Here is a 23546-nt window from a genome sequence, read left to right as displayed (position 1 = left end):
TCTATGATCCTGACAGTGGAAGCGGTTCGCAATTCCTTGGGGGGCTTTCCCACGCCGGTTCCGGTGCTCGGGGTCCCGGTGTATCCCGCAACAATGGGCGAAACGGTGTCTTGCCTCGAAGCGTTGGTCGCCGATGGTGGCCCCCACTTGGTGGCCACTGCCGATGCCAGCGGCATCGTCATCGCCCAAGAAGACCCCGAGTTAATGGCGGTCTACCGATCGTGCGCCTGGGTCACGGCCGATAGCTATGGTGTTGTCGGGGCGCTCAAACGCAAGGGCGTGGCCGTCCCGCGCGTCAGCGGTTGCGACCTCGCCGAAGAACTCTTGGCCCTGAGCGCCCGGAAAGGTTACCGGGTCGTGTTCTTGGGAGCCGCCCCCGGCGTGGCCGAAGCGGCAAAGGAACAGATGTTGCTGAAACACCCCGGTTGCAACATCGTCGGCGTCCACCACGGGCATTTTCCGGAGTCGGAGTTCGAGTTTGTCGCCCGGGAGGTCGCCGCTCTGGAGCCGGACATTCTGTTGGTGGCCATGGGCATTCCGAGGCAAGAGAAATTCATGGCCCGGACCCAGTCCATCCACCGGGCCAAGATCGCCATGGGGGTCGGCGGGACATTCGACGTGATGAGCGGACAGGTTAAGCGGGCGCCCATATGGGTTCAAAAGCTCAAAATCGAGTGGCTTTGGCGCACCCTCTCCAACCCAAAGAAATTCAGCAAAGCCAAGACACTCCCTCGGTTTTGGCTCCTGAGCCGCCGCGAAAAGTGATGGACATTTACACTCGAACCGGCGACGATGGCACTTCGGGCACGTTGGGGCAGGGCCGCCGCCTAAAGGAAGATTTGGTCTTCCACGCCCTTGGCGACCTCGATGAACTCAACGCATGCTTGGGTCAATGTGGCACCCTCCTGGGCGTCCCAGCATGCCAGATCCGGACCGTGCAGTCAGAGCTGCTCTCGTTGGGTGCTGAAGTCGCCTCGTTTTCAGCCGACCCGCGGTTCTTGTTCGAATTGGCTTCGGATGCGACGGAAAGGCTTGAGCGGGAAATCGACGAGGCCGAATCCGGTCTGCCGACGTTGACAGCATTCATTTTGCCGGGCGGATCCCCGGGAGCAGCCTCCTTGCACTTGGCAAGGGCGGTTTGCCGCCGCGCGGAACGGTCGCTGGTCGCCCTCCGCCACGCCGAGCCAACCGTGCGGCTGCAAGGAGTAAAATATGTTAACCGGCTCTCGGACTGGCTGTTTGTGATGGCCCGTCATGAGAACAGATGCTGCGGCGTCGCCGACGTCGTTTGGGAAAAGCAATGACAACGATAGCCCTCGCACTCGCCATCGGGAGCCCGGCAGTTTCTCCCGATCCCGGCCAAGTGATCTCGGACTGCATCTCGCACTACTACTATGCCGGCAACATTAGCGGGACGATCGTGACGACGATCAAGGACAGGGGGAAGGTGGCGACCGTGACGACCCGTCTGCAGATATCAAGCCCCGATCGGTTCTTTTTTGAACAATTCTCCTCGGTGAATCCCAAGTTGAAAGTCCGGGCGATTAGCGATGGCAAGCGATATGCCTACCCGGCTCCGCGTCCGACTGACCCCAACATGGACACCACCACCTATCTTGTGGAACCGGTTTTGCAGAACAACGGCCTCTTGATGGACTACAAGGGCATGTATGGGATCATCAGCGAAACGGTTGTCGACCGATCTGTCCCGTTGGAAATTGCTGTCGGCCGCGACAAGGATCTGCAGACCATCAGCTCGCTGCTCAGCAAATTGCGGGACGGCGGGACGACGGATTACAAGGGGGAGACGGTGAACATCGTTTTCGGCCAGTTCAAGCCGTTCCCCAGCGCGAGCAGGTCCGTCAATTGCGCATTTTTCATCAACAGTGCAGGCGATCTCAGGTTCTTTAAAGTACAAGGGACTTTGCCGGGCGCCGACAATAAACCCGTCGCCATCGAAACCGAATGGGATGTTTCGCTGAAAGTCAACGACCAAACCGCCATCGACAAAAAACTTTACAGCACCGATTTCGTCGATAAGCGGTAAGGGAAGGGCACGGCGTTGCCAATGGGACAGGTCGGCCCCGTGTCAATCTGTACTTGCCGTGTAAGATTCATGGACAGCAGGAAATGACGGAAAAGGTTCTGAAGGCAAGCCAATTGCGGCAGGGGATGAAGGCCCGAGTTATCCAAATATCGGATGAGGAAGACCTTTGCCCAAGGTTACTGGAACTCGGACTCATTCCTGGCACGGTCTTCACGGTGACAAAAGTCGCCCCGTTGGGAGATCCTGTGGAAGTCGACCTCCGGGGGTACAAGCTGTGCATCCGCCGGAGCGAGGTGGGGTGCCTCCGTTTTGTCCAAGTCGATTGAGTCGCCGGTTGATCCAAGAACCCACCCCCTCGTCGCCCTGGTGGGCAACCCAAATGCCGGCAAAACGAGTTTGTTCAATGCCCTGACGGGTTCAAACCAAAAGGTGGGGAACTATCCTGGGGTCACGGTGGAACGGGTCTCCGGTTGGATGGAGATCGACGGAGTCAAAGTCGAAGTCCTTGATGTCCCCGGGCTTTATTCGCTATCAGCCATTTCAACTGATGAAGAAGTCGCCGTCGGGGCAATCTCCGGGGCCGATGGGCATCCTGATTTGGTGGTTTACGTCCTGGATGCCAGCAATCTGGAGCGCAACCTCTTCTTATTTAGCCAACTCAGCGATACGGGCCTGAACGTGATCGTCGCGCTCACCCTGATCGACGTCGTCCATCGGGAATCGGCGGACATCGACCTGGTGGCCTTGACCAAGCATCTGGGGTGCGAGGTCGTTCCGGTCGTCGCCCACAAGGGGGAAGGGTTGGGAGAACTTCGGGATGCGATTGCCCGGGGCATTGAAGACCCCCGTGAACTGGAGCTTGACGTGGGGTTTCCTAAAGTGGTCACCGACGCGGCCGACCGGGTGGTCGAAAAGGTCAACCGTTGGGGCGTTGACCTCAAGCCGCGGGAAGCCAGGTGTGTGCTGCTGGACGAACATTGCTCGACCGGCGACCGCTTCCGAGAAATCCCCGAGCTTTGGCAGGTCGTCGAGGAGGAACGCAAGGTTGTGTTCGGCCATTCGGTCCAGGCAAAAACGGTCGATGCCCAAGCAAGGTATGCCTGGTCAAGCCGGGTCAAAAAGGACAGCTACCTTCCGCCTTCCGTCCCTCGGGGGCGGACGAAAACCGACCTAGTCGATGCCGTGCTCACCCACCGCCTGTTTGGCGTTGTCGTTTTTTTGGCGATCATGTACGTGGTCTTCCAATCCATCTACACCTTGGCAACGCCGTTCATGGATTTGATCGACACGGGCAAGAACCTCTTGGCGGATTGGGTCGGCACGGCTTTGGCCCCCATGCCCACGGTGCGCAGCCTTGTGGTCGATGGGGTCATCGAAGGGATCGGCAGTGTGTTGGTGTTTTTGCCGCAGATCATGATCCTTTTCTTTTTCATCTCGGTATTGGAAGGGACCGGATATCTGGCCCGGGCGGCGTTCCTGATGGATCGCTTGCTGGGATGGTGCGGCTTGAATGGCCGGGCATTCATTCCATTGCTGAGCAGTTACGCTTGTGCGGTCCCGGGAGTGATGGCCGCCCGGGTGATGCCAGACCAGCGGAGCCGCATGATGACCATTTTGGTGGCGCCGCTGATGAGTTGTTCGGCCCGGCTCCCGGTGTATGTCTTGTTGATTGGAGCCGTCATTGAGCCGAGGTATGGCCCGGTTTGGGCTGGGGCCTGTCTGTTTTTGATGCACTTCGTTGGCTTGGCGGTGGCGATCCCGGTCGTCTTGGTGTTGAACAAGGGGGTGTTCAAAGGGAAGCGCCTGCCATTTATGATGGAGCTCCCCAAATACCAATGGCCGCGATGGCGGGATGTGGGGCTGACGGTGTTCAGCCGGGCCAAAGTATTCCTTTCAACGGCGGGGACGATCATTTTCGCGATGACAGTTGTGATTTGGGCCCTCCTCTATTTCCCAAGGGGAGATGAGGCCCGTTACCGGAAGGAGTATCTGGCGAAAAGCGGGGTGGCTGCGGCCAAGGCAGATCCAGTTGCCTTAGAACACTACTTTGAAATGCGCCAACGGGAGGATTCCGTCCTCGGCCGCTTTGGCCGGGCAATTGAGCCGGCTTTTGTCCCCGCCGGGTTCGATTGGCGGATCACCACCGCCATTTTGGCGGCGTTCCCAGCCCGCGAGGTGGTCGTCCCGGCCATGGGGATCCTGTTCGGGGAAGGTCGCGACACGGATGAAGAATCCCCCACGCTCCGGACATCGATCCAAAAGGCGAAATGGCCGGATGGCCGCCCCCTGATGACCCCATGGACATCCGCCAGCTTGATGGTGTTCTTTGCGCTTTGCTGCCAATGCACGGCCACGCTGGCTGCGATCAAACGCGAAACAAACAGTTGGAAATGGGCGGCGTTTGCGTTCACCTACATGACGGTATTGGCGTATATCGTTTCTGTGGGCATCCAACAATTAGGGAGGCTCTTCGGGTGAGCGGTTTGGAGATCGCCATTGTGGGCACCGTGGTCAGCGTGGCGGCCCTGATGTTGTTGCGGCGAGTCGCTGCCGCATCCAAAGGCGAAAAGGGCAGTTGCAAGAGCTGCGGGGACGTTTGCGGCTGCGCAATCAAAGACCAAATCAAATCGCGCCGGCCCTAATAACGGGCCGACACGGATTCGGTGGCTTTGCCGGCTATTCCTTTTGAACGTGGGCGAAGTCGAGCTCGACGGCAGTATCCCGGCCAAAGATCGAGATCATCACTTTGACTTTCTCGCGGTCTGGGTTCACTTCCTCGATCCGGCCGGTGTAATCGGCAAACGGGCCTTCGATCACGCGGACGATATCGGTCTTGTTGAAGGAGACCTTCGGTGCTTCCTGGCTTTGCTCCAGGTTGCTGAGGATCCGGCGAACTTCATAATCTTCAAGGGGGACAGGGCGGTTGCCGCTACTGACGAAGCCCGTGACGCCGTTGGTGCCCTTGACGAGTTTGAAAGTGTCGTCGTTTAGGTACATCTGCACCAAAATATAGCCAGGGAAGACCTTTCGGTCGCGCTCGGCCCGCTTGCCATTCCGGGTGACCAACTCCTTTTCGGTGGGGATCATGATGTCGAAGACATCGACATTCCAGAGGTTTGCGATGTCGGCCCGGCGCCGAAGCATTTCGCTGACCTTTTTCTCATGTCCGGAGATGGTGTGGACGGCATACCATGCTCGCGCCATCGGCTTATTGCACCCCCACCATTTTGAACAAGGTCTGCACCAGCAAGGTCAGCAGGAACAGGAAAAACGATGTCAAGAAGCACACCGCCAAGACGGTTCCGGTCAATCGGGTGGTTTCGCTTGGTGTCGGCCAGCTCACTTGCTTGGCCTCCCGTTGCAGGTCTTTGAAAAAGCTGCCGAGTCCGCGCCGCATATTCGGCGTGGGGAGCGACCCGGTTGACTTGGAGGGGGTTTGCCCCGACGTCTTTTCGGACATGTTGTGCGATCCTTCCCGGAATGCAGTGGCTAGGCCTCTGAAAGGGGGGATTCCGGGATCATACCACTGCTTGCAGCAAATTTGATCTGCCTGGGCCCTTCAACAGGAAAGCCTGTTGTCAGAGGCCGGGCCAAGGTTTAGGACCTGATCGACGCGACGGTGTACCGGATTTTGCCGGCCGGCACTTCAAACTCGGCGGTATCCCCGACTTGGCAGCCCATCAGGGCTTCACCCATGGGCGATTCTTCGCTGATCATATCCTCGTCCGGATTGGCTTCGATGCTGGCGACCATGCGGACTTCGAATTCGATCCCCCGGTCGGCATCTTTGACTTTGACGAGCGTGCCGAGGCTGACCTTTGAGGTGTCAACCTGGCTAGGATCGAGGATCTCGGCGCCGGAGAGGATCGATTTCAGTTCGGCGATACGGCTTTCGACCATTGCTTGCTCGATTTTGATTTCGTCGAGCTCATTGTTGTCTTCGCTGAATTCTCCGTGATCCTTGCTTTCGCGAATCCTTTCGGCGATCTCATTCCGCTTGTTGACGGTCAGATGCTTGAGCTCTTCTTTGAGCCGCTGGTGTCCTTCGGCGGTCAGCAGGACCGGTGCACTCTGTTCTAAATCTAATTCTTCCATCGATCGACCGTTGCTCCCCAATGAGACGCGTATTATATCGGTTCTGTTTGACGTATTACGCCGCTTTTGGGCTTTTGTTCCATAGTCCGGGCAAAAGGTGTGGATCGCCAGTTTTTGGGGCTGGGCGCGCGGGGTCAACTTGAAGAGTCATACTTGGGGAGTGCGTACCGGCGTGTGTGCGATTTTGGTTGCCGTGGCCGTTGCCGCTTCGGGTCAGACCGGTTCCGTTAGTGATCCGGACAAGACCGGCGCGCCGCAGATTGTGACTCCGCCGCAGGTTTTTGTGACGGTGACCAAGCACGAAATGGGTTGGGATCTAGTTCAAGTAACGGCAATCGACCCGAACTACAGCCCGGCTTTGCTGCAGCTGCAATGCGGGTTGATCGGCAAATTCTCCAATGGGAATGCCCGGGGGATCAACGTGACGACCGCTGACGTCGGCGGAGGGTCGAACGGCAAAGTGATCCGGGCAACCTTTGGATGCGACAACTTGATCGACCGGGCGAACCACCGGTTGAACATCGACGCGATCGCCAAAGGCTTTATGGGAAGCGCGAAGCCGATGGTCACCAGCCTCGTCGTGCAGTTTGCAGGGGAAAAAGCCGGGGGCGAAACCTTGCAAAACTACTCTGACCGCCAGGTGATTGTTGAAGGGAAGGCCTTTTCGAATCCCGACGGCATCGAATACCGGTTGGAGCTGTTGACCCAAGACACCCGCCTCCTCAAGATCCCCGGCAATTTGTCCGAAGTTCCCGCGCCGGAAAAAACGGCCGCCAAGGCTCCGGCGATGAACCCGCTTGTCGTCCCAATCCTCGGCGCCGGGGCGTTGGCAGCCGGCGCTTTGGTATACTTTGCCCTGCTCAAACCGGGCCATCCCAAACGGAAAAAGTAAGAGAACCATCCATGCGTGACCCTGATTCCATCGAACTCCTCGAACTGATCGAGCTCGGATACAACGAAACCGCCTCGGACATCTTCCTTAAGGCGAACAGCCGACCCCGGATGAAGCAGTACAGCTTTGTCCGCGATCTTCCGGGCGAGTGGCCGGTATTGAAGGAAGCCGATGTGGAACGCCTGGTCCGCACCGTTATGAGCGAACGTCAGTGGCGAAAGTTCGAAGACACGCGGGAAATGGACCTTGCCTTTGTGTTGGAAGGCAAATGCCGGGTTCGGACGAACGTTTACAGTCAACGGGGCTCAATGGCAGCCGTTATGCGGATCGTCCCCAGCCGGATCCGGACACTTGAAGAGCTTGGCTTGCCGCCCAGCTTGAGCGAGGTCACCAAGAACCGACAGGGGCTGGTTCTTGTCACCGGACCGACTGGTTCTGGGAAAACGACAACCCTTTCCGCCCTCATCGATATCATCAACGAACAGCGGCGGTGCCACATCGTCACGATCGAAGACCCGTTGGAAGTCGAGCACCAAGACAAGAACAGCTATGTCAGCCAGCGCGAGATCGGGATCGACACCGAAGACTTTTATCCGGCCATGCGGGCCGTAGTCCGGGAAGCGCCGGACGTGATCCTGGTTGGTGAAATGCGCGATACCACAACCATGAACGTCGCGTTGCAAGCTGGGGAAACCGGCCACTTGGTGTTCTCAACCGTGCACACCGCTTCAGCATACGAAACACTCGACCGGGTCATCAACATGTTCCCGCCGCATGAAAAGATTCACCTTTGCCAGCGCCTTTCCAACTCGCTGAGGGCGATTGTCGCCCAAAAGCTCGTTCCGAGGGCCGATGGGAATGGCCGGGTGGTCGCGGCTGAGATTCTGATCTGCACGCCAACCGTCAGCAAAGCGATTGAAGACGGCCACTTCGGCGATCTGTACCACCTCATGAACGAGGGCGGATTCTGGGGAATGCAGACGATGAACCAATCTCTGGCCCGTTATGTTAAGGCAGGGATAGTGACGGAAGAGGTTGCGTACAATTACGCGGGCATCCTTTCCGAACTCAAGCAGATGCTCCGCCGATAAGATGCATCCCACGCTTGAAGCACTATTGCGCCGGGTCGTGGAGGTCCAGGCCAGCGACCTCCACCTTAAGGCTGGCAACCCGCCGCTCATGCGGACCCACGGCGATTTGCGCCGGACCGATTTCCCGGCCCTGTCTGGTGATGAGTTGCACCAGATTTTCGACAGCATCCTGACCGAGGATCGGAGGGAACGGCTTGAAAACTTCAAAGAGTGCGACCTTTCGGTGGCCGTGCCCGGATTGGCGCGGTTCCGGGTCAACCTCTTTTGGCAGCGGCACCAGGTGGGCGGGGTTTTCAGGCTGATCCCATATGAGATCCGGACGATCGACGAACTGAGGCTCCCTCCCGTTTGCAAAACTTTGGCATTGTTGCCTCGGGGGCTCATCCTTGTCACCGGCCCCACGGGAAGTGGCAAGTCGACTTCGTTGGCCGCGATGATCGACCATATCAACATCAATGCGCGGCGGCACATCATCACGGTGGAAGACCCGATCGAATACGTCCATGCCGACAAGACGAGCATCATCAACCAACGCGAACTTGGCACCGATACCCACAGTTTCTCCGAAGCCCTGAAACATGTGATGCGGCAAAACCCTGATGTCATCCTGGTTGGGGAGATGCGCGATTTGGAGACCATCCAACTGGCAATCACCGCCGCGGAAACCGGCCACTTGGTTTTTTCCACCTTGCACACGGTGGATGCTGCCCAGACGATCGACCGGATCGTCGACGTATTCGACAGCGAGCAGCAGTCGCAGATCCGCACCCAGCTGAGCGTGACCCTTCAGGCGGTTATCTCGCAGACCCTTTTGCCGACCAAAGACGGCAAGGGCCGGATTGCCGCGCACGAGGTGATGGCCGTCACCCCGGCGATCCGGACTTTGATCCGCGACGGCAAGACCCACCAGATCCTGCCCCATATCCAGACCGGGATCGATTTCGGCATGCAAACCTTGGATGGCTCGCTCCTCAAGCTCTTGCGCGAAGGCAAGATTGACTTTGAGCATGCCTTGGCAAAAAGTTCGAACACGGCCGAGTTCCACCGCAGGGCGGAGAAAGAAGGATTGGCGGAGGCGACAACCCTTGCACATTGAAGAACTGCTGAAAGAATGCGTCCGGCGCAACGGGTCGGACCTGCACTTCAAAACGGATACCGGAAAGGTCTATATCCGCGTCTTCGGGGAACTGTATTCCATGGATGGGGTGCCGGAATTCACGGATGCGGATTTTCGCGCCGCGGTCAAGGAGCTCCTCCGGCCCGATCAAATCGAGAAATTCGACCGGGATTTTGAGCTGGACTTTGCGCTTGAGATTCCCGGGGTCAGCCGGTTCCGCGGGAACCTCTACCAACAACGGGAGCATGCGCAAGCGGCATTCCGGGTCATCCCGTTCGAGATTTCCACGATGGAGGAACTTCACCTTCCGCCGGCGTGCTTTGAGTTCATTGAACGTCCCCGGGGACTGGTTTTGGTTACCGGCCCGGCCGGGAGCGGGAAGTCGACCAGTTTGGCGGCCATGGTCGACCGCATCAACCGCACCCAAGAACTCCATATCGTGACGGTAGAAGACCCGATCGAGTTCGTCCACGACGACCACAAGGCTTTGATCAACCAACGCGAACTGGATGTGGACACCCTGAGTTTTGCCAACGCGCTCAAATACGTGTTGCGGCAAGACCCCGATGTCATCCTGGTTGGGGAGATGAGAGACCTGGAAACGATCCATTTGGCGATCACCGCCGCGGAAACCGGGCACCTAGTTTTTGCCACCTTGCACACTGTCGATGCGCTGCAAACGGTCGACCGCATCGTCGACGTGTTCCCCATGCACCAGCAGCAGCAGATCCGGATGCAGCTTTCGGTCAACCTCCTCGGGGTAGTCAGCCAAACGTTGGTGCGGCGCAAAGATGGCCGGGGCCGCATCGCCGCATACGAGATCCTGAATGCCACCAGCGCCGTTCGGAACCTGATCCGCGAAAACAAGTCGTACCAAATCGGGTCGATCATCCAAACGGGGGCCCGCCAAAAAATGCACACTTTGGATCAATCGCTAGCCAGGCTGGTGGAGGCTGGGTTGGTGGATTACAACGAAGCCAGAACCAAGGCTAAAGATCCCTTCGAATTCGACCGAATCGTCTCGCTGGGGTCTTCCAACGCGGCGCGTCCGTCCGGTTCCACCGAGGCCGCGGGGACCGATGACGGGCAAAGGGCCGAGCCCAATACGCCGCCGCCGGGGGCCGTGCGCGGGCAGCCGAACCGGCCGCGGGTCGGCGGCAACCAGACCTGACCTCCCAACATCCGCCCCGGGTCTGAAGGTAGATTCCTCGGCAACCCATGGAGCAAGAGCCCGAGACGGACAATGCCCTGTTCCAAGAAAATGAGCGGCAGACCCCGCTCGGCGATGGACGCCGGTATTTTGACGCCGGGGATATGCAACTCAAGGCCGGAGGGTTCCTGCCGTCGGTCACGGTCGCGTATGAAACATGGGGCGAACTGAACCCCTCGCGCAGTAATGCGGTTTTGATCTGCCACGCCTTGAGTGGCGACAGCCACGCCGTCGGTTGGTGGGATCGGTTGGTAGGTCCGGGCCGCACCATAGACACCGAAAAGTATTTTGTCGTCGGGACGAACGTTCTCGGCGGTTGCCGGGGCACCACCGGACCTTGTTCCATGGCAGAAGACGGCAAGCCCTACGGCTCGCGGTTCCCCACGATCCTGGTTGAGGACATGGTGGAGGCACAGAAGCGCCTGACGGAAGCTTTAGGGGTGGGGAAATGGGCCTTGGTCGCCGGCGGGAGCATGGGCGGGATGCAGGCCATTCAATGGTCCGTGCAGTGCCCACAAATGGTAGATCGGGTTTGGTGCACCGCCAGTTGTGCGGCCCACAGCGCGATGCAGATCGGCTTCAATGAGGCGGGTCGGCAAGCGGTGCTCCGCGACCCTGCGTTCCTCGGCGGCGACTATTATCCTGGCCCGGGGCCCGTCAACGGACTGGCGGTGGCCCGAATGATCGGGCACCTCACGTTCCTGAGCGAATCGAGTTTTGCCAGCAAATTCGGCCGCGCATTGCAGGGCAAAGAGGCATTTTCTTACAATGGCGGCACCGAATTCGCAGTGGAAAGCTATCTGAACTACCAAGGGGACAAGTTCAACCAGCGGTTCGACGCCAATTCTCACCTGGTGCTCACCCGGGCGATCGACTACTACCGGTTGGAGTCTTTTTCCGGTGCCGGCGCCCGGTTCCTGTTCACGGCCTTTGACTCCGATTGGATCTACCCATCGCACCAAAGCCGGGAATTGCACCGCTTGGCGCAGCTGGCCGGTTGCCAATCGGAGTTTGTGGAGATCAACTGCCCATGGGGCCACGATGCGTTCCTTTTGGAAGAGGTGGAGCAAGGCCGGTTGGTGCGGGGGTTTCTATCCGTCTAGGGCTAACCGACCTGTTTGTTGCGTTTGCCCGTCCGGGTTGGCCATAATTTGAATCCCGAAGCGGGGGTGTAGCTCAGTGGTTAGAGCGCCGGCCTGTCACGCCGGAGGTCGCGGGTTCAAGTCCCGTCATCCTCGCCAGAGTGCCGCGGTAGCTCAGTTGGTAGAGCAAAGCACTGAAAATGCTTGGGTCGCCGGTTCGAGTCCGGCTTGCGGCACCATCCCTTTGCCAAAACGGCCCAAAAGGGAAAGCGCGCGACCGAGTATAGTGATGGGTCGCGGGAGAGCGCGCGAGCGCAAAAAGGAATCAAGAGCAATGGCAAAGGTCTGTCAGGTCAGTGGAAAGAAGGCGAACAAAGCCAAGCACGTGCGGCACCGCCACTCCGCGTGGAAGTTCCGCGCCCCCCACAAGAACCGGTGGCAACACGCCAACCTTCAGCGCGTGACCATCAACACGCCGAACGGCAAAGTCCGCCTGTTGGTGGCGGCCAGCGTGATGAAGACTGAAGAATTCGCCAAGGTGATCTGCGGTTTGAAGCCCATTCCGAAAGAATGGCTCGCCCGGGCCGATTACAGCCTCTAGAGCCAGATCAAAGTACCGAGATACGCCTCCTGCCGGCTTGCCGGCAGGAGGCTTTCCTTAATCAGTGGTGCGTCCCCGCGAGAATCCGGCCCGGATAGACCGCCAGCGCAGCCTCCAGGCAGTCCATCGCCTTGGCGATCCGATCCGTCCCCAAGACATAGGCGATGCGGACTTCATCCTTACCGGATCCGGGGGTGCTGTAAAAGCCGGTTCCGGGCGCCATCATCACGGTTTCGTTCCCATGGCGGAACTCTTCAAGCATCCATTGGCAGAACCGGTCGCTGTCGTCGATGGGCAGCCTCACCATTGCATAGAACGCCCCTTGAACATCAGGGCAAAGAACGCCGGGCATGGCGCGCAGCCGTTTGATAAGGAGATCCCGGCGGGCGGTGTATTCGGATCGGAGCGATTGGAAATACTCTTCCGGTGTGTCCAATGCCCCGATGACGCCGAGCATTTCCAACGTGGGGCTGCTCAGCCGCGCTTGGGCGAACCGCACGGCCGGATCGATCAAAGCCGGGTTGCGCGTGACAAAGAAGCCGATTCGGGCCCCACAAAGGCTGTACCGCTTGCTCACGGAATCCACCATCACGACATTTTCGTCCGACCCTTCGAGTTGCAAGACGCTGGTCGGCCGGACTCCATCGAAGTAGAACTCTCGATACACCTCGTCGGCCACGATGTAGACGTTGTTGGCCCTGGCCATGGCAAGGAGCTCCTTTAGTTGGGCTGGCGAGTAGATGGAACCGGTTGGATTTCCCGGGTTGCAGACGACGATGGCGCGCGTGCGGTCGGTGATCCTTTTCTCGAACTCGATGCTTGGAGGAAGGGCGAAGTTGTCTTCGATGCGGGTCGGGATGGGGACAACATTAACCCCGGTACCCGCCGCAAAGCCGATGTAATTGGCATAAAGCGGTTCGGGGATGATGACTTCGTCCCCGGCATTGCACATGACGTTCATGGCAATGCTGAGAGATTCTGATCCCGCCGTCGTGATCAAAACCTGGGCCGGGGTCACTTCGATGCCTTGGCGGCAATAGTCGGCGGCGGCTTTGTCGCGCAACTCGGCGATCCCCGCCGAATTCGAGTATTCCAAGACCGAAAGCCCGCACTCTTTGACGGCCTTCCAATACGACTCAGGGCTGGGGATGTCCGGCTGGCCGATGTTGAGGTGGTAGACGGTGACACCGGCCTTTTTGGCGGCGTCGGCGTAGGGGGCCAGCTTGCGGATCGGCGAAGCCGGCATGGCTTGGGCCCGGTCGGAAATGGGGAGTGCCATCGGGATGTTGCGAGTGTACTCCGGACAAGGGCGGTCCCCAGACTCAGCCAGGTAGCATTTGGGTTCCATGGTCACCTTCGCGGATGTGGCGGCAGCCCACGATCGCATCGCGCCGTACATCCACCGAACTCCGGTTCGAACAAACCGAACGCTAAACGAAAAGCTCGGTGCATCGGTTTACTTCAAGTGCGAGAACTTCCAGGTTGCAGGCGCATTCAAGTACCGCGGGGCGACAAATGCCCTGCTCCAACTTGGTCCGGAGCAGAGAGAGAGGGGCGTCATGACCTATTCTTCCGGCAACCACGCCCAGGCGCTGGCGCGAGCTGGCCAAGTTCACGGGGTTCGGGTGACGGTTGTTATGCCCAATGACGCCCCCCGGGTCAAACGGGCGGCAACCGAAGGTTACGGGGCCGAGGTCATCCTCTACGACCGCGACGAGACGAACCGGGAAGAACTCAGCCGCAAGCTCAGCCAAGAACGGGGCCTGTCCTTGATCCCCCCTTATGACCACGCTCATATCGTCGCCGGAGCCGGCACGGCGGTCAAGGAAATGATCCAGGAATGTGGCGCCTTCGATGAAATCTACATCCCCGTTGGTGGCGGAGGCTTGCTGAGTGGCTCGGCGGTCGCGGCAAAAACGATGTGTCCGGGCTGCCGGGTGGTGGGTGTCGAACCGGAGGCCGGGGACGATATTTGCCGGTCGTTTGCCAGCGGCAAGATCGAGACGGTTCACAACCCGGAGACAATCGCCGACGGGGCCAGGACGCCCAGTGCCAGCGATTTAACGTTTTCCCTGATCAGGGAACATGTGGATGAGATGGCATCGGTGCCCGACTCCCAGCTCTTGGTGTGCATGGCGTTCTATGCCGAGCGGATGAAAATGGTTGTCGAGCCGACAGGCAGCTTGAGCTTGGCACCATTGCTGGGTGCGCAAAAAGAAATCGCGGGCAAGCGGATCGGGGTTGTGATCAGCGGGGGCAATGTGGATTTGGCCGACCTATCTAGATATTGGGGGCAAAGGTGAGGCTTGCCGTCAACGCCTCCCCCGAGGCCATTGCGCTGCGGGACGAAGGCCGCCTGCCCGCCGACCTGCTCAAGCTCGCGTTGCAATCCGAATGGATCGAACAGGCAGCGGACGGGCCGGTTTACGTCCATTTTCCATTTGGGATCTCGCCAGGCGGGGTTGTCAACTTCGATCATGAGGAAACGGACTGGAGTTGGGTGTTCCGGTTGATGGACGAGACCGAAACCGACCACCTCAACTTGCACATCAAAATCCGGGAATCCGATTACCCGGGTTTGACGGGCGTGGAAGGGGTTTTGCGTGATTGCGTGCAGTGCATTAGCCGCCTGGCCGAACACGTCCCAGTTTCCCAGGTCGTCGTCGAAAACGTCGTCGCCCGGTCAGATGATCCGGCCCCGGTCAAAGAAGCGGCCCTGGGCGGGTTCTTTACCTGGTTGGTCGCCGAGACAGGCTGTGGAATGCTCCTTGACACGGCCCATTTGCGGATCACATGCTTGGAATCAGGGCTTGAATTCCGCGACGAGGTCTTGAAATTCCCCTTGCATTCATTGCGGGAGTGGCATATCTGCGGGGTCGGGACGAGGCTCGGTGGGGATCTCCTGCTGGACAGCATGCCAATGTCGGAGGAAGATTGGCAGGCAACGGCCTTTGTTGTGGCGGCAATCCGGGAGGGGCACGCCGCCCGCCCCTCGATCGTCGCCTTGGAATACGGCGGGTTCGGAGATAAGTTTTCCTGGCGCTCCGATCGACAAGAAATCTTGTCGGAATGCCAGGCGATCCGCCAAATGCTGAGTCTGGTTTGAATACAATGAAGGAGGATGATTCCGTTCATGCTGGCCGTTGCTTCGTGTACCTGGTCCGATGTGACCGACCGGGTTGATGCCCTTTGGCCAGGGCCTGAAGAAGAAAAGTGGATGGAAGTCGGATGGCGACTGAATTTGTTCCAAGCCCGCCAAGAAGCATCCGACTCTGGCAAGCCGCTCTTCCTTTGGATGATGAACGGCCACCCAACGGGATGCACGTGAAATAACGGCCAAGCGGACAAGCGTGTCTTGTTCACCAACCCTGATGTGATCGCCCGGCTCAAAACCGAATTCATTCCCTTTGCCGGGAACACGAACGAATTGCAGGTCAGCAAGTGGGATTCTCCAGAAAAGACCTGGTTCATGGATACGGCGGTGAAAGTCCACCCCAATGCGGCCAAGGGGGTCACCGCGCAAGGGTTCTACATTGTCGGCGCCGATGGCCAAGCCTACGTTTTCAGCATGCATGGTCGCCAGCACGACGAGTTCATGAAGATCCTTGATGAGGGGCTTGCCAAGTTCAAGGCGAGCCCCTCCAAGTCGGTGAAGCTGGATCTTGGGCCGGTCAAGCGGTGGACTCAAGCCCGGCCTCCGGGCACCCTGACCGTCCGCACGATCGCCCGGATCACCCCCTTACCCGAGGGCTGCTCGGATAAGAACAGCGGGATCGGACGGGATCACTATTGGGTTTTGCCAGAAGACGCAGCGGCAATTTTGGCGGCTAAAGGCGACCAATTCCCGATGCCTCCCAAAATGGCCCGACGGATCGCCAGGTTCCACCTCATCGACGACGTCCGGGGGGAACCAACCCGCTGGCGGTACGACGACATCCGCGTCCTCGACATCCAAATGAGCCGGATAGGCAACGGCCGGTACCGGTTTGAAGGACTTTATAAACTGACAAACAACGAGGGCCATGGAGGTTCAGAAAAGGGGATTGCCGGTCGGTTAGTCGGCGAGATCGCCATCGACCCGGCCCGCCGAATCGCGACCGGATTTGAAGCGGTCGCCGAAGGTTATGCCTGGGGCGACCATGAAAACACAAGTGGCGCTCCAGCTGGCAAATACCCCCTCAAAATCGGTTTCCGGGCGGTGGATGACGAGATTTCCAGGACGGTTCCTCCCCAACAAAGTTATTTCTGGGCGGAATACCTGGATCCTCTGAGCCCAGTACAAGTGCCCTGGCCTTAGATCCGTTTGCGGACTCCGTCGATCAAACGGTCGAGGGCCGGCGGGTGCTGGGAAAGGAAAAGGGAGGGTTCGACGACTTCCAACTCGCTGAGCAAATGCTTGCCGTCTTGAACGATGAAGTCGATTCGAGCGTACAGGGTTTTGGATGTGAGAAGATCCATGACCGGCTCGGCGGCCGCCAAGTCGGCATTGCTGGGCATTTGCGCATCGGAAACGGACTCATCCTCCCCATCAAACCGCGGACGCTTGACAATGGCGTGGGTGATTTCGCCATCGACCCAGATCAGCGAGCGCTCTCCGCCTGATTCGACGGATTCCAAATAGGGCTGGACCAATGCCTCGCATCCTGATTGTTCGATTTCCTCAATGTGGGCCGCGATCCGGGCGGAATCGCCTGCTTCAAAGAATCGGGTGAGGTAGCTGCCTGCCCCGACGGAAGGTTTGACAACCACCCGTTTGCTGGCAAACCCGTGGTCGGCTTGGCCGATGACGGTTGGGACGATGGGGATGCAGTGACGGGGCAATTCCAGGAGGTAGCGCTTATCCGTGTTATCGAACATTTCGTCGGCCGGGTTCATGAGCACGGTGACCCCGTCGACCGCTGAGACCCACGCCCTGAACTCAGGGAGATGCTCGAAATAATTCCAGGTCGAGCGCACGACGACCCCATCGAACCCTGACCATTCGACCTGGTTGTCATCCCAGGCGGCGAGGCAGGTGTCGAACCCGGCTTCGTTGAACCTGGCCAGCATCATTTCTTGGTCATTGTCCGGTTCATAGAGGTTCAAACAGGTTGCCAGCGCGATTTTGGGCATCGGCAAGAGGCTACTCGGTTGCCGGTAGATTCCTGGGCCGTGCAATTGCGGGGTTTGGCCTTCCCCCGCAAGGGTGCCGGGCCGGACGGACAAGCCTCGATGGAATTTGCACCTTGGGCCGGCCCGAATTCCGGGACGCCCTTCGCTTGAGGAACTGCAATGTTGATGGAATCGACCGGCTCACCCACTGCCACGGCGGAAAGGGAATCCCCCTTGGCAACGACCCCCACCCTGCAATCTCGCCGCACGATCCTGGCTGGCGGCTTGACGGCCGCCTTGGCCGCGGCGACGGGGATGGCTTCCGCCCAGCAGATGTTAGGGAAGGGTCGTACCGGGGCAAATCTTCCTGGCGCCAAGCCTCCCGGCGGCAACGGATTCGGGAATTCCGGCAATCGCTTTGGATCCAGCGGCGGGGCCGGGGTCACCAATGTCGGGCGGTTCTGGACCGACGTCAACAAACGCTTATTGAGGCGCGTCACCTACGGGCCGACGCAAGCCGACTTGACGGAGCTGACAACCCTGGGTTATGACGCCTATCTCGAAAAGCAGCTCAACTGGGAATCCATCGACGATTCGGTCTGCGAAAGCTGGGTGTCTGCCAATTGCCCCCGCTTGCAACTATCGTTGCTCCAACTGAACCAATACCAAGGGCCGAACTCGTGGCCCACCATGTACCAGTTGAAGAATGCCCTGACATACCGGGCAATCTTTTCAAAGCGCCAACTGTTGCAGCGGATGTCAGAGTTTTGGGGCGACCACTTTTACTTGAACGAGAAGCCCTACTATGGCGGCGTCATGGACTATTACCGTGGGCAGCGCAATTTGGCGATGACCACGTTTTACGACCAGTTGGTCTGGTCGGCTAACCACGGCGCGATGATGGACTATCTAGACAACCGCGGTTCGGTGGCGGGGAGCATCAACGTCAACTACGCCCGCGAGATCCTGGAACTCCATACGGTGACCCCGGCCAGCGGATACACCGAGGCGGACATCTATGAAGTCGCTAACATCCTGACCGGATGGGGAACCCCTTCGCGGGAAGGCGACCCGTTGCACACGGGGATTTTTGAATACACCGATTCTGCCCATGCGCCTGGCACGCGCACCGTGATGGGGCATTCATTCCCGCAATCGGGCAAAGCCCAGGGCGATGCCTTCCTCACCTGGTTGGCCACCCACCCTTACACGGTGTACAACATTTGCAGCAAACTGTGCCGGTTCTTTTTGGGCCGTGATCCCGATGCGGGACTGTTGCAATCCTTGGGCAACGCATGGGGCCCAAAGGGCGATATCAAAGCGTTGCTCCGCATCATCCTGTCATCGAACCAGATGCAAAAGTCTGTGCCCAAGTTCAAGCGGCCCTTCCATTTGGTTGTCGGCTCGATCCGCCAGTTGGGGCTCTATGTCAACGAGCCGAGCGGCATTTTGAACCAGATTGCCGAGATGTCCCACGAACCATACAAGTGGGAACAGCCAGACGCCTACCCGGATTCCTTTGTGCATTGGTCGACCAGCATGGTCCAAAGGCTGAATTTCGGCTTGGGGATCTCGAACGGCCAAGTGTGGTCCGTTGAATGGTTCGACCCGGCGGTATTCCAGAACATGAGCGACCCTCAGCGCATGGATTGGATCAACCAAAAGCTGTTCCTAGGAGAATTACCGGTATCCGACCAGATATGGTTCCGCCGATATATGAAAGGGTCGAACTCTACTGAACGTGGCCGCAACGCCTTGGCTATGGCCTTGGCAAGCCCGGCACACCAGTGGTTTTGACTTCGGAGCACCTTGATGGACAGATTTGAGAACGCATGCAACGAATACCGGCAGCTGAGCCGCCGCAAATTCCTCGGGGGAGCGGCTGCGATGTCGGCCATGGCCACATTGCCGGTTTGGGCGCCCCGGCTGGCGTTTGCGCAAGATTCGTCCATCAAGGACACTGTGGTTCTCATCTACCTCATGGGCGGGTGCGATGGGTTGACAACGCTCGTCCCGCATGGCGACCCCCTCTACTATGCCTTGCGCCCGACCACAGCCGTGCCCCAGCCAGGTTCGGGGAGTTCCTACCGGGCCACCGACATCAACGGATATTGGGGCCTTCCCCCGGCACTTTCGATCCTCAAGCCGATTTTCGATGGTCAACACTTGGGCATCATCCCGGCCGTGGGCCGCGCCAACTACACCCGCTCGCATTTTGAAGCCCAAGCCTGGATGCAGCTGGACTCCAAGAATGTCGAAGATGGCGGGTGGATCGCCCGGCACCTTTTGAGCTCGTCCCCAATCAAGCCGGATGCCGCGGTACGGGCCTTTACCCACAGCGCGCTGACCCCGCTTTGCTTGGCCGGAGCTCCGCAATTGATCTCTTCTGGAAAACCCGAATCCCTGGGTTTGGGCGGCAATCTCCAAGGCGGAGACGAAGTGCTGGACTCCATCACCCGGATCTACTCGCGCGTGAAAGATGAGACCCGGCACCTGGTTCAAAACGCGCGGCGGACGATTGACACATTTTCCGGGATCGATTTTGAAGCTCCGGCGGTTGGTGCGAACCCCTATGAGGACACAGAACTTGGCAATGCCCTCAAGCACATCGCCTCAATGATCAAGGCCGACATCGGCTTAGAGATCGCCCATGTCAGCCGCGCGGGTTGGGATACGCACGCCGGGCAGGGAACAAACGGCGGGCTCCTTCACGTGATGTTGACCGAACTCGGCAATGCGCTCCACACGTTCTACCATGACCTGACGAACTCGGGGAAAACCAATTGGACGGTTGTGGTCATTTCAGAATTTGGCCGCCAAGTGGCCGAAAACGGCTCGTTTGGAACCGACCATGGCACGGGTGGGACCGTCTTTACGATGGGTCCCAACGTGATCGGCGGGATCCACGGGACTTGGCCTGGCTTGGAACACGAAAACCTTTACGAAGGCGTGGATGTGATGCCAACGACCGACGACCGGGACATTCTAGGCGACTTGTTGCAATGCCGCCTGCAAAACGGGAATACGCAATTGGTCTTCCCGTCCAAATCAATCCCCAGTCAGCCGCAAGGATTCTTCAAGGCCGCCTGACGAATCCATAGACGGTGCTTATAGGAGCCTGGCCCACGGCCAGGCTCCTGCTTGTTTCCAAATGGCCCATTTCGGCCCGCGAGCGTAACCTGACCGCGTTGCTCTTCGTCACTTGAGTGTAAGAGACTCAAGAAGTCTGCACGAAAGACTATCAAGGGTTGGAACAAGAAAGCCATGTCACGAACTGTAGGAATCGACTTAGGAACCACCAATAGCGTCGTCGCCGTGATGGAAGGAGGCGAGGCCAAGGTTATCGCCACCGCCGACGGGGCCCGCACCCTCCCGAGCGTGGTCGCATTCAAAGCCAATGGCGAGCGGTTGGTCGGTGTGACCGCCAAGCGCCAAGCCGTCACAAACCCTGGCAACACCGTGGCGAGCATCAAGCGGTTCATGGGCCACAAGTTGGAAGAAGTGGCCGAAGAAGCCAAACGGGTTTCGTACAAGGTCATCAAGGACAAGCGGGGCAATGCAGCCGTGCACATCCCGGCGGTAGACAAAGATTTCACCCCCGAGGAGATTAGTGCCGTTATTTTGCAAAAGCTCAAGGCGGATGCCGAAGCATACTTGGGCGAACCGGTCACCAAGGCGGTGATCACAGTGCCCGCCTATTTCAACGACAGCCAGCGGACGGCAACCAAGAATGCCGGGGAGATCGCCGGCCTGGAAGTTCTGCGGATCATCAATGAACCGACAGCTGCCAGCTTGGCCTATGGCTTGGACAAAAAATCCAGTGAAACCATTTTGGTCTTCGACCTCGGCGGCGGGACATTCGACGTCTCGATCCTCGATGTCGGCGATGGCGTGATCGAAGTCAAGTCCACCGCAGGCGATAGCCACCTGGGCGGAGACGATTTTGACCAAAAGATCGTCGATTGGCTGGCCGACGGGTTCCGCGCCGAGCATGGAGTCGACCTGCGCAAAGACAGCAAGGCGTTGCAACGCCTCCGGGAAGCTGCCGAAAAAGCGAAGATCGAGCTTTCCAGTTCTGTCGGCACCGATATCAGCCTGCCGTTCATTACTGCGGTGGAAAGCGAACCGATCCACCTGGAAACGACCCTGAGCCGGAGCAAGTTCGAAGACCTGTGTTCCGACCTGCTTGAGCGGATCAAGGGGCCGGTGGAGCGCTCGGTGAAGGATGCCAAGCTCAGTTTTAGCGAAATCAACGAAATCGTCTTGGTCGGTGGTTCAACCCGGATCCCGATGGTTCAGGAACTGGTCAAGAAGATGGCCGGGAAAGATCCGAACAAGAGCGTGAACCCCGACGAGGTGGTCGCCCTTGGGGCCGCCATCCAAGCCGGTGTTCTCAGCGGGGACAAGACCGACATCCTGTTGCTCGACGTGACCCCACTCAGTTTGGGTGTCGAAACCCAAGGCGGCATCACTGACGTGTTGATCGAACGGAACACCACGATCCCGACGACCAAGAGCCGGGTTTACACCACAGCCGCGGATAACCAAACCGAGGTGACAATTCACATCCTCCAAGGTGAGCGGAGCCTTGCCAAAGACAACAAGTCGCTTGGACAGTTCAACCTCAGCGGGATTCCCCCAGCTCCGGCACGGGTTCCCCAGGTTGAGGTCACATTCGACATCGATGCCAACGGAATCCTGAATGTGACGGCAACCGACAAGGCCACCGGAACTCAACAAAAGATCACGGTGACCGGTTCGGGCAACCTTGGAAAGGAAGAGATCGAGGGGATGGTCAAGGATGCGGAAGCCAACGCCGACATCGACAAGAAGGCCCGCGAAGCGGCAGAGCTCAAAAACGATAGCGAAAAGCTGATCAGCGAAACGCAAAAGACGCTGAAATCCTTGGGTGACAAGGTTTCAGAGTCGGATCGCGGCCGGATCGAAGAACGAATCGGTGAACTCCAACAGGCCATCGAACGCCAGGACCTGGACGCCATGGCGGCCGCTAAAACCGCGTTGGAAGAAGAGTTCCACAAGCTTTCGGAAGCCCTGTATCAACAATCCGAGGCCCCGAAAGAAGGGGCGGGCGTCGCTTCCGGGGCACCAGCCGAAGATGTCGTCGATGCCGATTTCAAGGAAGATAAGTAATCCTTGATTGGAATGGGCCGGTCTGCATGAGTGGACCGGCCCGGCACCGACCAAAGGGCCCAGCAATCGCGGCGCGCCTTAATCTTGATCCTGTTTTTAGACAAGAAATTCACAAAAAGCTTGCCTATAGAAAAGTTCGTTTGTCAGAATGGATTTACTTCAACTAGTAATATTGCGGGGGACAAGCCGTCAAATTCTTGCTATAGTAGAGGCATTCTCGGTCTAATTGGAGACTGGAAGAGGAAACCAAATGAAAAAGATCGCTTTGATCGCGCTTGCCCTTGTTTCGACTGGCGCATTTGCCCAAAACCTGCTCGGTTCTGGCACCACCACTGGCGCGCCCGTGTGGAACCGCCCGTCGAGCCTCTCAGGCCTGTCCGGTGTCGGCACCGCCACTCCGTATGTCGTCATCCCGTTCTGGGTTGATGTGACCGGCAGCTACGTGATGGAAGCCAACGGCGCCGGTGCGGCCCCCCACACCGACACCTATATCTTCCTTTACGGCTCGTCGTTCAACGCGGCCACCCCGCTGACGAACCTGCTTGATGGCGACGACGACTTCAGCGGCACGTTCACCGTCCTTACTGGGTCGGGCCAAGGCCTCGCATCGTCCCGGATGGCAGCTGGCGAAACGTCGAACTTTACCGGTGGCACGGCTCCGGTCTTGGTCGCCAACAGCCAGTACTACCTGATCGTGTCCGGGTTCGGCAACACCGACCAAGGGTCGTTTGACTACGGGATCGGTGGCGGCCAGGGCACCGTCCATGCTGGCGCGGTTCCCGAACCGGCCACGATGGCCATCCTCGGCGTTGCTGCTCTTGCTGCGGCCCGCCGCCGCAAGAAATAACTTGCGCTCCCACTAAACAAGAAAGAGCCCCGCTGGTTGATCCGGCGGGGCTCTTTTGTTGATGGCTATTTGGATTTCGAAGTCAAGTAGATGATAAGGCCGACGACGATAAGCCCCAAAATCACGGCAATTGCGACTTTCCAGGGGCTGACAGGTGCCTCGCCCCTCACTTCACCAGTTTGGCCGTTGACCAAGTAAGCCCAACTCCGGCCGCCGTACCGGTAGGCACCGCTCCAAATCGGCAGCAGGACGTGTTTGAAGGTCAACCGGTCGTACTGGGTTTGGTAGCTAGTGATCTGCTGCTCGTCCCCCCCGATGTCGA

At 58.7% G+C, this 23546-nt stretch carries 26 protein-coding genes and 2 tRNA genes; 22 read left to right on the top strand and 6 right to left on the bottom strand.

The window, feature by feature from the left end; all coding sequences use genetic code 11:
- The first annotated feature begins 93 nt into the window (after window positions 1–93).
- The 6 genes from JNM28_02145 (at window position 94) to JNM28_02120 (ending at window position 4689) form a co-directional block, all read left to right on the top strand.
- Window positions 94–765, top strand: coding sequence for a WecB/TagA/CpsF family glycosyltransferase (locus JNM28_02145; protein ID MBL8067224.1), 672 nt, complete (start codon window positions 94–96; stop codon window positions 763–765).
- On the top strand, window positions 765–1304 hold the full coding sequence (locus JNM28_02140; protein MBL8067223.1) for a cob(I)yrinic acid a,c-diamide adenosyltransferase: 540 nt from the start codon (window positions 765–767) through the stop codon (window positions 1302–1304). Before JNM28_02145 ends, JNM28_02140 begins: the two co-directional genes overlap by 1 nt.
- Window positions 1301–2047, top strand: coding sequence for a hypothetical protein (locus JNM28_02135; protein ID MBL8067222.1), 747 nt, complete (start codon window positions 1301–1303; stop codon window positions 2045–2047). The genes JNM28_02140 and JNM28_02135 overlap by 4 nt, the downstream gene beginning before the upstream one ends.
- A gap of 83 nt (window positions 2048–2130) precedes the next feature.
- Window positions 2131–2373 (top strand): FeoA domain-containing protein, encoded by a 243-nt coding sequence (locus tag JNM28_02130; GenBank protein MBL8067221.1) that lies wholly within the window; start codon window positions 2131–2133, stop codon window positions 2371–2373.
- Entirely contained in the window at window positions 2357–4525 is a 2169-nt protein-coding gene (gene feoB / locus JNM28_02125) for a ferrous iron transport protein B (protein MBL8067220.1), read from the top strand. The genes JNM28_02130 and feoB overlap by 17 nt, the downstream gene beginning before the upstream one ends.
- Entirely contained in the window at window positions 4522–4689 is a 168-nt protein-coding gene (locus tag JNM28_02120) for a hypothetical protein (protein MBL8067219.1), read from the top strand. The genes feoB and JNM28_02120 overlap by 4 nt, the downstream gene beginning before the upstream one ends.
- 34 nt (window positions 4690–4723) lie before the next feature.
- Here JNM28_02120 and nusG read toward each other — a convergent pair whose 3' ends face one another.
- The 3 genes from nusG to JNM28_02105 all read right to left on the bottom strand — a co-directional run bounded on the left by nusG (window position 4724) and on the right by JNM28_02105 (window position 6142).
- Window positions 4724–5251, bottom strand: coding sequence for a transcription termination/antitermination factor NusG (nusG, locus tag JNM28_02115; GenBank protein MBL8067218.1), 528 nt, complete (start codon window positions 5249–5251; stop codon window positions 4724–4726).
- Between the two features lie 4 nt (window positions 5252–5255).
- Window positions 5256–5444 (bottom strand): preprotein translocase subunit SecE, encoded by a 189-nt coding sequence (gene secE / locus JNM28_02110; protein MBL8067217.1) that lies wholly within the window; start codon window positions 5442–5444, stop codon window positions 5256–5258.
- 200 nt (window positions 5445–5644) lie between these two features.
- Window positions 5645–6142, bottom strand: coding sequence for a transcription elongation factor GreA (locus JNM28_02105; GenBank protein ID MBL8067216.1), 498 nt, complete (start codon window positions 6140–6142; stop codon window positions 5645–5647).
- A 160-nt stretch (window positions 6143–6302) separates the two neighbouring features.
- Here JNM28_02105 and JNM28_02100 point away from each other — a divergent pair, with 160 nt between their 5' ends.
- The 8 genes from JNM28_02100 (at window position 6303) to JNM28_02065 (ending at window position 12135) form a co-directional block, all read left to right on the top strand.
- Window positions 6303–7034, top strand: coding sequence for a hypothetical protein (locus JNM28_02100; GenBank protein MBL8067215.1), 732 nt, complete (start codon window positions 6303–6305; stop codon window positions 7032–7034).
- Window positions 7035–7045: 11 nt separating this feature from the next.
- On the top strand, window positions 7046–8125 hold the full coding sequence (locus tag JNM28_02095; protein MBL8067214.1) for a PilT/PilU family type 4a pilus ATPase: 1080 nt from the start codon (window positions 7046–7048) through the stop codon (window positions 8123–8125).
- 1 nt (window position 8126) lies between these two features.
- Complete coding sequence (locus tag JNM28_02090; GenBank protein ID MBL8067213.1) at window positions 8127–9221, top strand: type IV pilus twitching motility protein PilT; 1095 nt, start codon at window positions 8127–8129, stop codon at window positions 9219–9221.
- Window positions 9133–10413: a type IV pilus twitching motility protein PilT gene (locus tag JNM28_02085; GenBank protein MBL8067212.1), complete on the top strand. Its 1281-nt coding sequence runs from the start codon at window positions 9133–9135 to the stop codon at window positions 10411–10413. Before JNM28_02090 ends, JNM28_02085 begins: the two co-directional genes overlap by 89 nt.
- 47 nt (window positions 10414–10460) lie before the next feature.
- Window positions 10461–11555 (top strand): homoserine O-acetyltransferase, encoded by a 1095-nt coding sequence (locus JNM28_02080; protein MBL8067211.1) that lies wholly within the window; start codon window positions 10461–10463, stop codon window positions 11553–11555.
- A 62-nt stretch (window positions 11556–11617) separates the two neighbouring features.
- Window positions 11618–11693 (top strand) — tRNA-Asp (locus JNM28_02075).
- 4 nt (window positions 11694–11697) lie between these two features.
- Window positions 11698–11773, top strand: a tRNA-Phe gene (locus tag JNM28_02070).
- A 95-nt stretch (window positions 11774–11868) separates the two neighbouring features.
- Window positions 11869–12135, top strand: coding sequence for a 50S ribosomal protein L28 (locus JNM28_02065; protein ID MBL8067210.1), 267 nt, complete (start codon window positions 11869–11871; stop codon window positions 12133–12135).
- Between the two features lie 61 nt (window positions 12136–12196).
- Here JNM28_02065 and JNM28_02060 read toward each other — a convergent pair whose 3' ends face one another.
- On the bottom strand, window positions 12197–13414 hold the full coding sequence (locus tag JNM28_02060) for a pyridoxal phosphate-dependent aminotransferase (protein ID MBL8067209.1): 1218 nt from the start codon (window positions 13412–13414) through the stop codon (window positions 12197–12199).
- 67 nt (window positions 13415–13481) lie between these two features.
- On the opposite strand from JNM28_02060, the gene JNM28_02055 reads away from it, so the two are divergent.
- Genes JNM28_02055 through JNM28_02040 form a run of 4 tightly spaced genes read left to right on the top strand, consistent with a single transcriptional unit; the run spans window position 13482 to window position 16432 of the window.
- Window positions 13482–14438: a threo-3-hydroxy-L-aspartate ammonia-lyase gene (locus JNM28_02055; protein MBL8067208.1), complete on the top strand. Its 957-nt coding sequence runs from the start codon at window positions 13482–13484 to the stop codon at window positions 14436–14438.
- Entirely contained in the window at window positions 14435–15241 is an 807-nt protein-coding gene (locus JNM28_02050) for a DUF692 family protein (protein MBL8067207.1), read from the top strand. Before JNM28_02055 ends, JNM28_02050 begins: the two co-directional genes overlap by 4 nt.
- Window positions 15242–15256: 15 nt before the next feature.
- A complete protein-coding gene (locus JNM28_02045) occupies window positions 15257–15463 on the top strand; it encodes a hypothetical protein (GenBank protein ID MBL8067206.1) in 207 nt (68 codons plus the stop codon).
- 27 nt (window positions 15464–15490) lie between these two features.
- The gene (locus JNM28_02040) at window positions 15491–16432 is read left to right on the top strand and encodes a hypothetical protein (GenBank protein MBL8067205.1); all 942 of its coding nucleotides are present in this window, start codon (window positions 15491–15493) and stop codon (window positions 16430–16432) included.
- Here the strand turns inward: JNM28_02040 and JNM28_02035 are convergent.
- The gene (locus JNM28_02035) at window positions 16429–17247 is read right to left on the bottom strand and encodes a hypothetical protein (protein ID MBL8067204.1); all 819 of its coding nucleotides are present in this window, start codon (window positions 17245–17247) and stop codon (window positions 16429–16431) included. The genes JNM28_02040 and JNM28_02035 overlap by 4 nt on opposite strands.
- A 159-nt stretch (window positions 17248–17406) precedes the next feature.
- On the opposite strand from JNM28_02035, the gene JNM28_02030 reads away from it, so the two are divergent.
- The 4 genes from JNM28_02030 to JNM28_02015 all read left to right on the top strand — a co-directional run bounded on the left by JNM28_02030 (window position 17407) and on the right by JNM28_02015 (window position 23224).
- Window positions 17407–19023, top strand: a complete 1617-nt coding sequence (locus JNM28_02030; protein ID MBL8067203.1) for a DUF1800 domain-containing protein — start codon at window positions 17407–17409, stop codon at window positions 19021–19023.
- A 15-nt stretch (window positions 19024–19038) separates the two neighbouring features.
- Window positions 19039–20316 (top strand): DUF1501 domain-containing protein, encoded by a 1278-nt coding sequence (locus JNM28_02025; protein ID MBL8067202.1) that lies wholly within the window; start codon window positions 19039–19041, stop codon window positions 20314–20316.
- 174 nt (window positions 20317–20490) lie between these two features.
- Complete coding sequence (gene dnaK / locus JNM28_02020) at window positions 20491–22377, top strand: molecular chaperone DnaK (GenBank protein ID MBL8067201.1); 1887 nt, start codon at window positions 20491–20493, stop codon at window positions 22375–22377.
- A 250-nt stretch (window positions 22378–22627) separates the two neighbouring features.
- A complete protein-coding gene (locus JNM28_02015) occupies window positions 22628–23224 on the top strand; it encodes a PEP-CTERM sorting domain-containing protein (protein ID MBL8067200.1) in 597 nt (198 codons plus the stop codon).
- Window positions 23225–23289: 65 nt separating this feature from the next.
- Here JNM28_02015 and JNM28_02010 read toward each other — a convergent pair.
- Window positions 23290–23546, bottom strand: a 257-nt coding sequence (locus JNM28_02010; GenBank protein ID MBL8067199.1) for a primosomal protein N' (replication factor Y) - superfamily II helicase, incomplete at its 5' end; no start/stop codon positions are given.

The sequence above is a fragment of the Armatimonadota bacterium genome, from assembly GCA_016789105.1.
In the GTDB taxonomy this organism is placed as follows: domain Bacteria; phylum Armatimonadota; class Fimbriimonadia; order Fimbriimonadales; family Fimbriimonadaceae; genus UphvI-Ar2.
This window is presented reverse-complemented; position numbering and strand designations above follow the sequence as displayed.

What these genes read in the sequence shown, in the direction of transcription:
- JNM28_02145 (MBL8067224.1), top strand. Translation starts at nt 94, where the DNA reads ATGGGCGAAACGGTGTCTTGCCTCGAAGCGTTGGTCGCCGATGGTGGC.
- JNM28_02140 (MBL8067223.1), top strand. Translation starts at nt 765, where the DNA reads ATGGACATTTACACTCGAACCGGCGACGATGGCACTTCGGGCACGTTG.
- JNM28_02135 (MBL8067222.1), top strand. Translation starts at nt 1,301, where the DNA reads ATGACAACGATAGCCCTCGCACTCGCCATCGGGAGCCCGGCAGTTTCT.
- JNM28_02130 (MBL8067221.1), top strand. Translation starts at nt 2,131, where the DNA reads ATGACGGAAAAGGTTCTGAAGGCAAGCCAATTGCGGCAGGGGATGAAG.
- nusG (MBL8067218.1), bottom strand. Translation starts at nt 5,251, where the DNA reads ATGGCGCGAGCATGGTATGCCGTCCACACCATCTCCGGACATGAGAAA.
- secE (MBL8067217.1), bottom strand. Translation starts at nt 5,444, where the DNA reads ATGCGGCGCGGACTCGGCAGCTTTTTCAAAGACCTGCAACGGGAGGCC.
- JNM28_02105 (MBL8067216.1), bottom strand. Translation starts at nt 6,142, where the DNA reads ATGGAAGAATTAGATTTAGAACAGAGTGCACCGGTCCTGCTGACCGCC.
- JNM28_02095 (MBL8067214.1), top strand. Translation starts at nt 7,046, where the DNA reads ATGCGTGACCCTGATTCCATCGAACTCCTCGAACTGATCGAGCTCGGA.
- JNM28_02090 (MBL8067213.1), top strand. Translation starts at nt 8,127, where the DNA reads ATGCATCCCACGCTTGAAGCACTATTGCGCCGGGTCGTGGAGGTCCAG.
- JNM28_02085 (MBL8067212.1), top strand. Translation starts at nt 9,133, where the DNA reads ATGCCTTGGCAAAAAGTTCGAACACGGCCGAGTTCCACCGCAGGGCGG.
- JNM28_02080 (MBL8067211.1), top strand. Translation starts at nt 10,461, where the DNA reads ATGGAGCAAGAGCCCGAGACGGACAATGCCCTGTTCCAAGAAAATGAG.
- JNM28_02065 (MBL8067210.1), top strand. Translation starts at nt 11,869, where the DNA reads ATGGCAAAGGTCTGTCAGGTCAGTGGAAAGAAGGCGAACAAAGCCAAG.
- JNM28_02060 (MBL8067209.1), bottom strand. Translation starts at nt 13,414, where the DNA reads ATGGCACTCCCCATTTCCGACCGGGCCCAAGCCATGCCGGCTTCGCCG.
- JNM28_02055 (MBL8067208.1), top strand. Translation starts at nt 13,482, where the DNA reads ATGGTCACCTTCGCGGATGTGGCGGCAGCCCACGATCGCATCGCGCCG.
- JNM28_02045 (MBL8067206.1), top strand. Translation starts at nt 15,257, where the DNA reads ATGATTCCGTTCATGCTGGCCGTTGCTTCGTGTACCTGGTCCGATGTG.
- JNM28_02035 (MBL8067204.1), bottom strand. Translation starts at nt 17,247, where the DNA reads ATGCCCAAAATCGCGCTGGCAACCTGTTTGAACCTCTATGAACCGGAC.
- JNM28_02030 (MBL8067203.1), top strand. Translation starts at nt 17,407, where the DNA reads ATGTTGATGGAATCGACCGGCTCACCCACTGCCACGGCGGAAAGGGAA.
- JNM28_02025 (MBL8067202.1), top strand. Translation starts at nt 19,039, where the DNA reads ATGGACAGATTTGAGAACGCATGCAACGAATACCGGCAGCTGAGCCGC.
- dnaK (MBL8067201.1), top strand. Translation starts at nt 20,491, where the DNA reads ATGTCACGAACTGTAGGAATCGACTTAGGAACCACCAATAGCGTCGTC.
- JNM28_02015 (MBL8067200.1), top strand. Translation starts at nt 22,628, where the DNA reads ATGAAAAAGATCGCTTTGATCGCGCTTGCCCTTGTTTCGACTGGCGCA.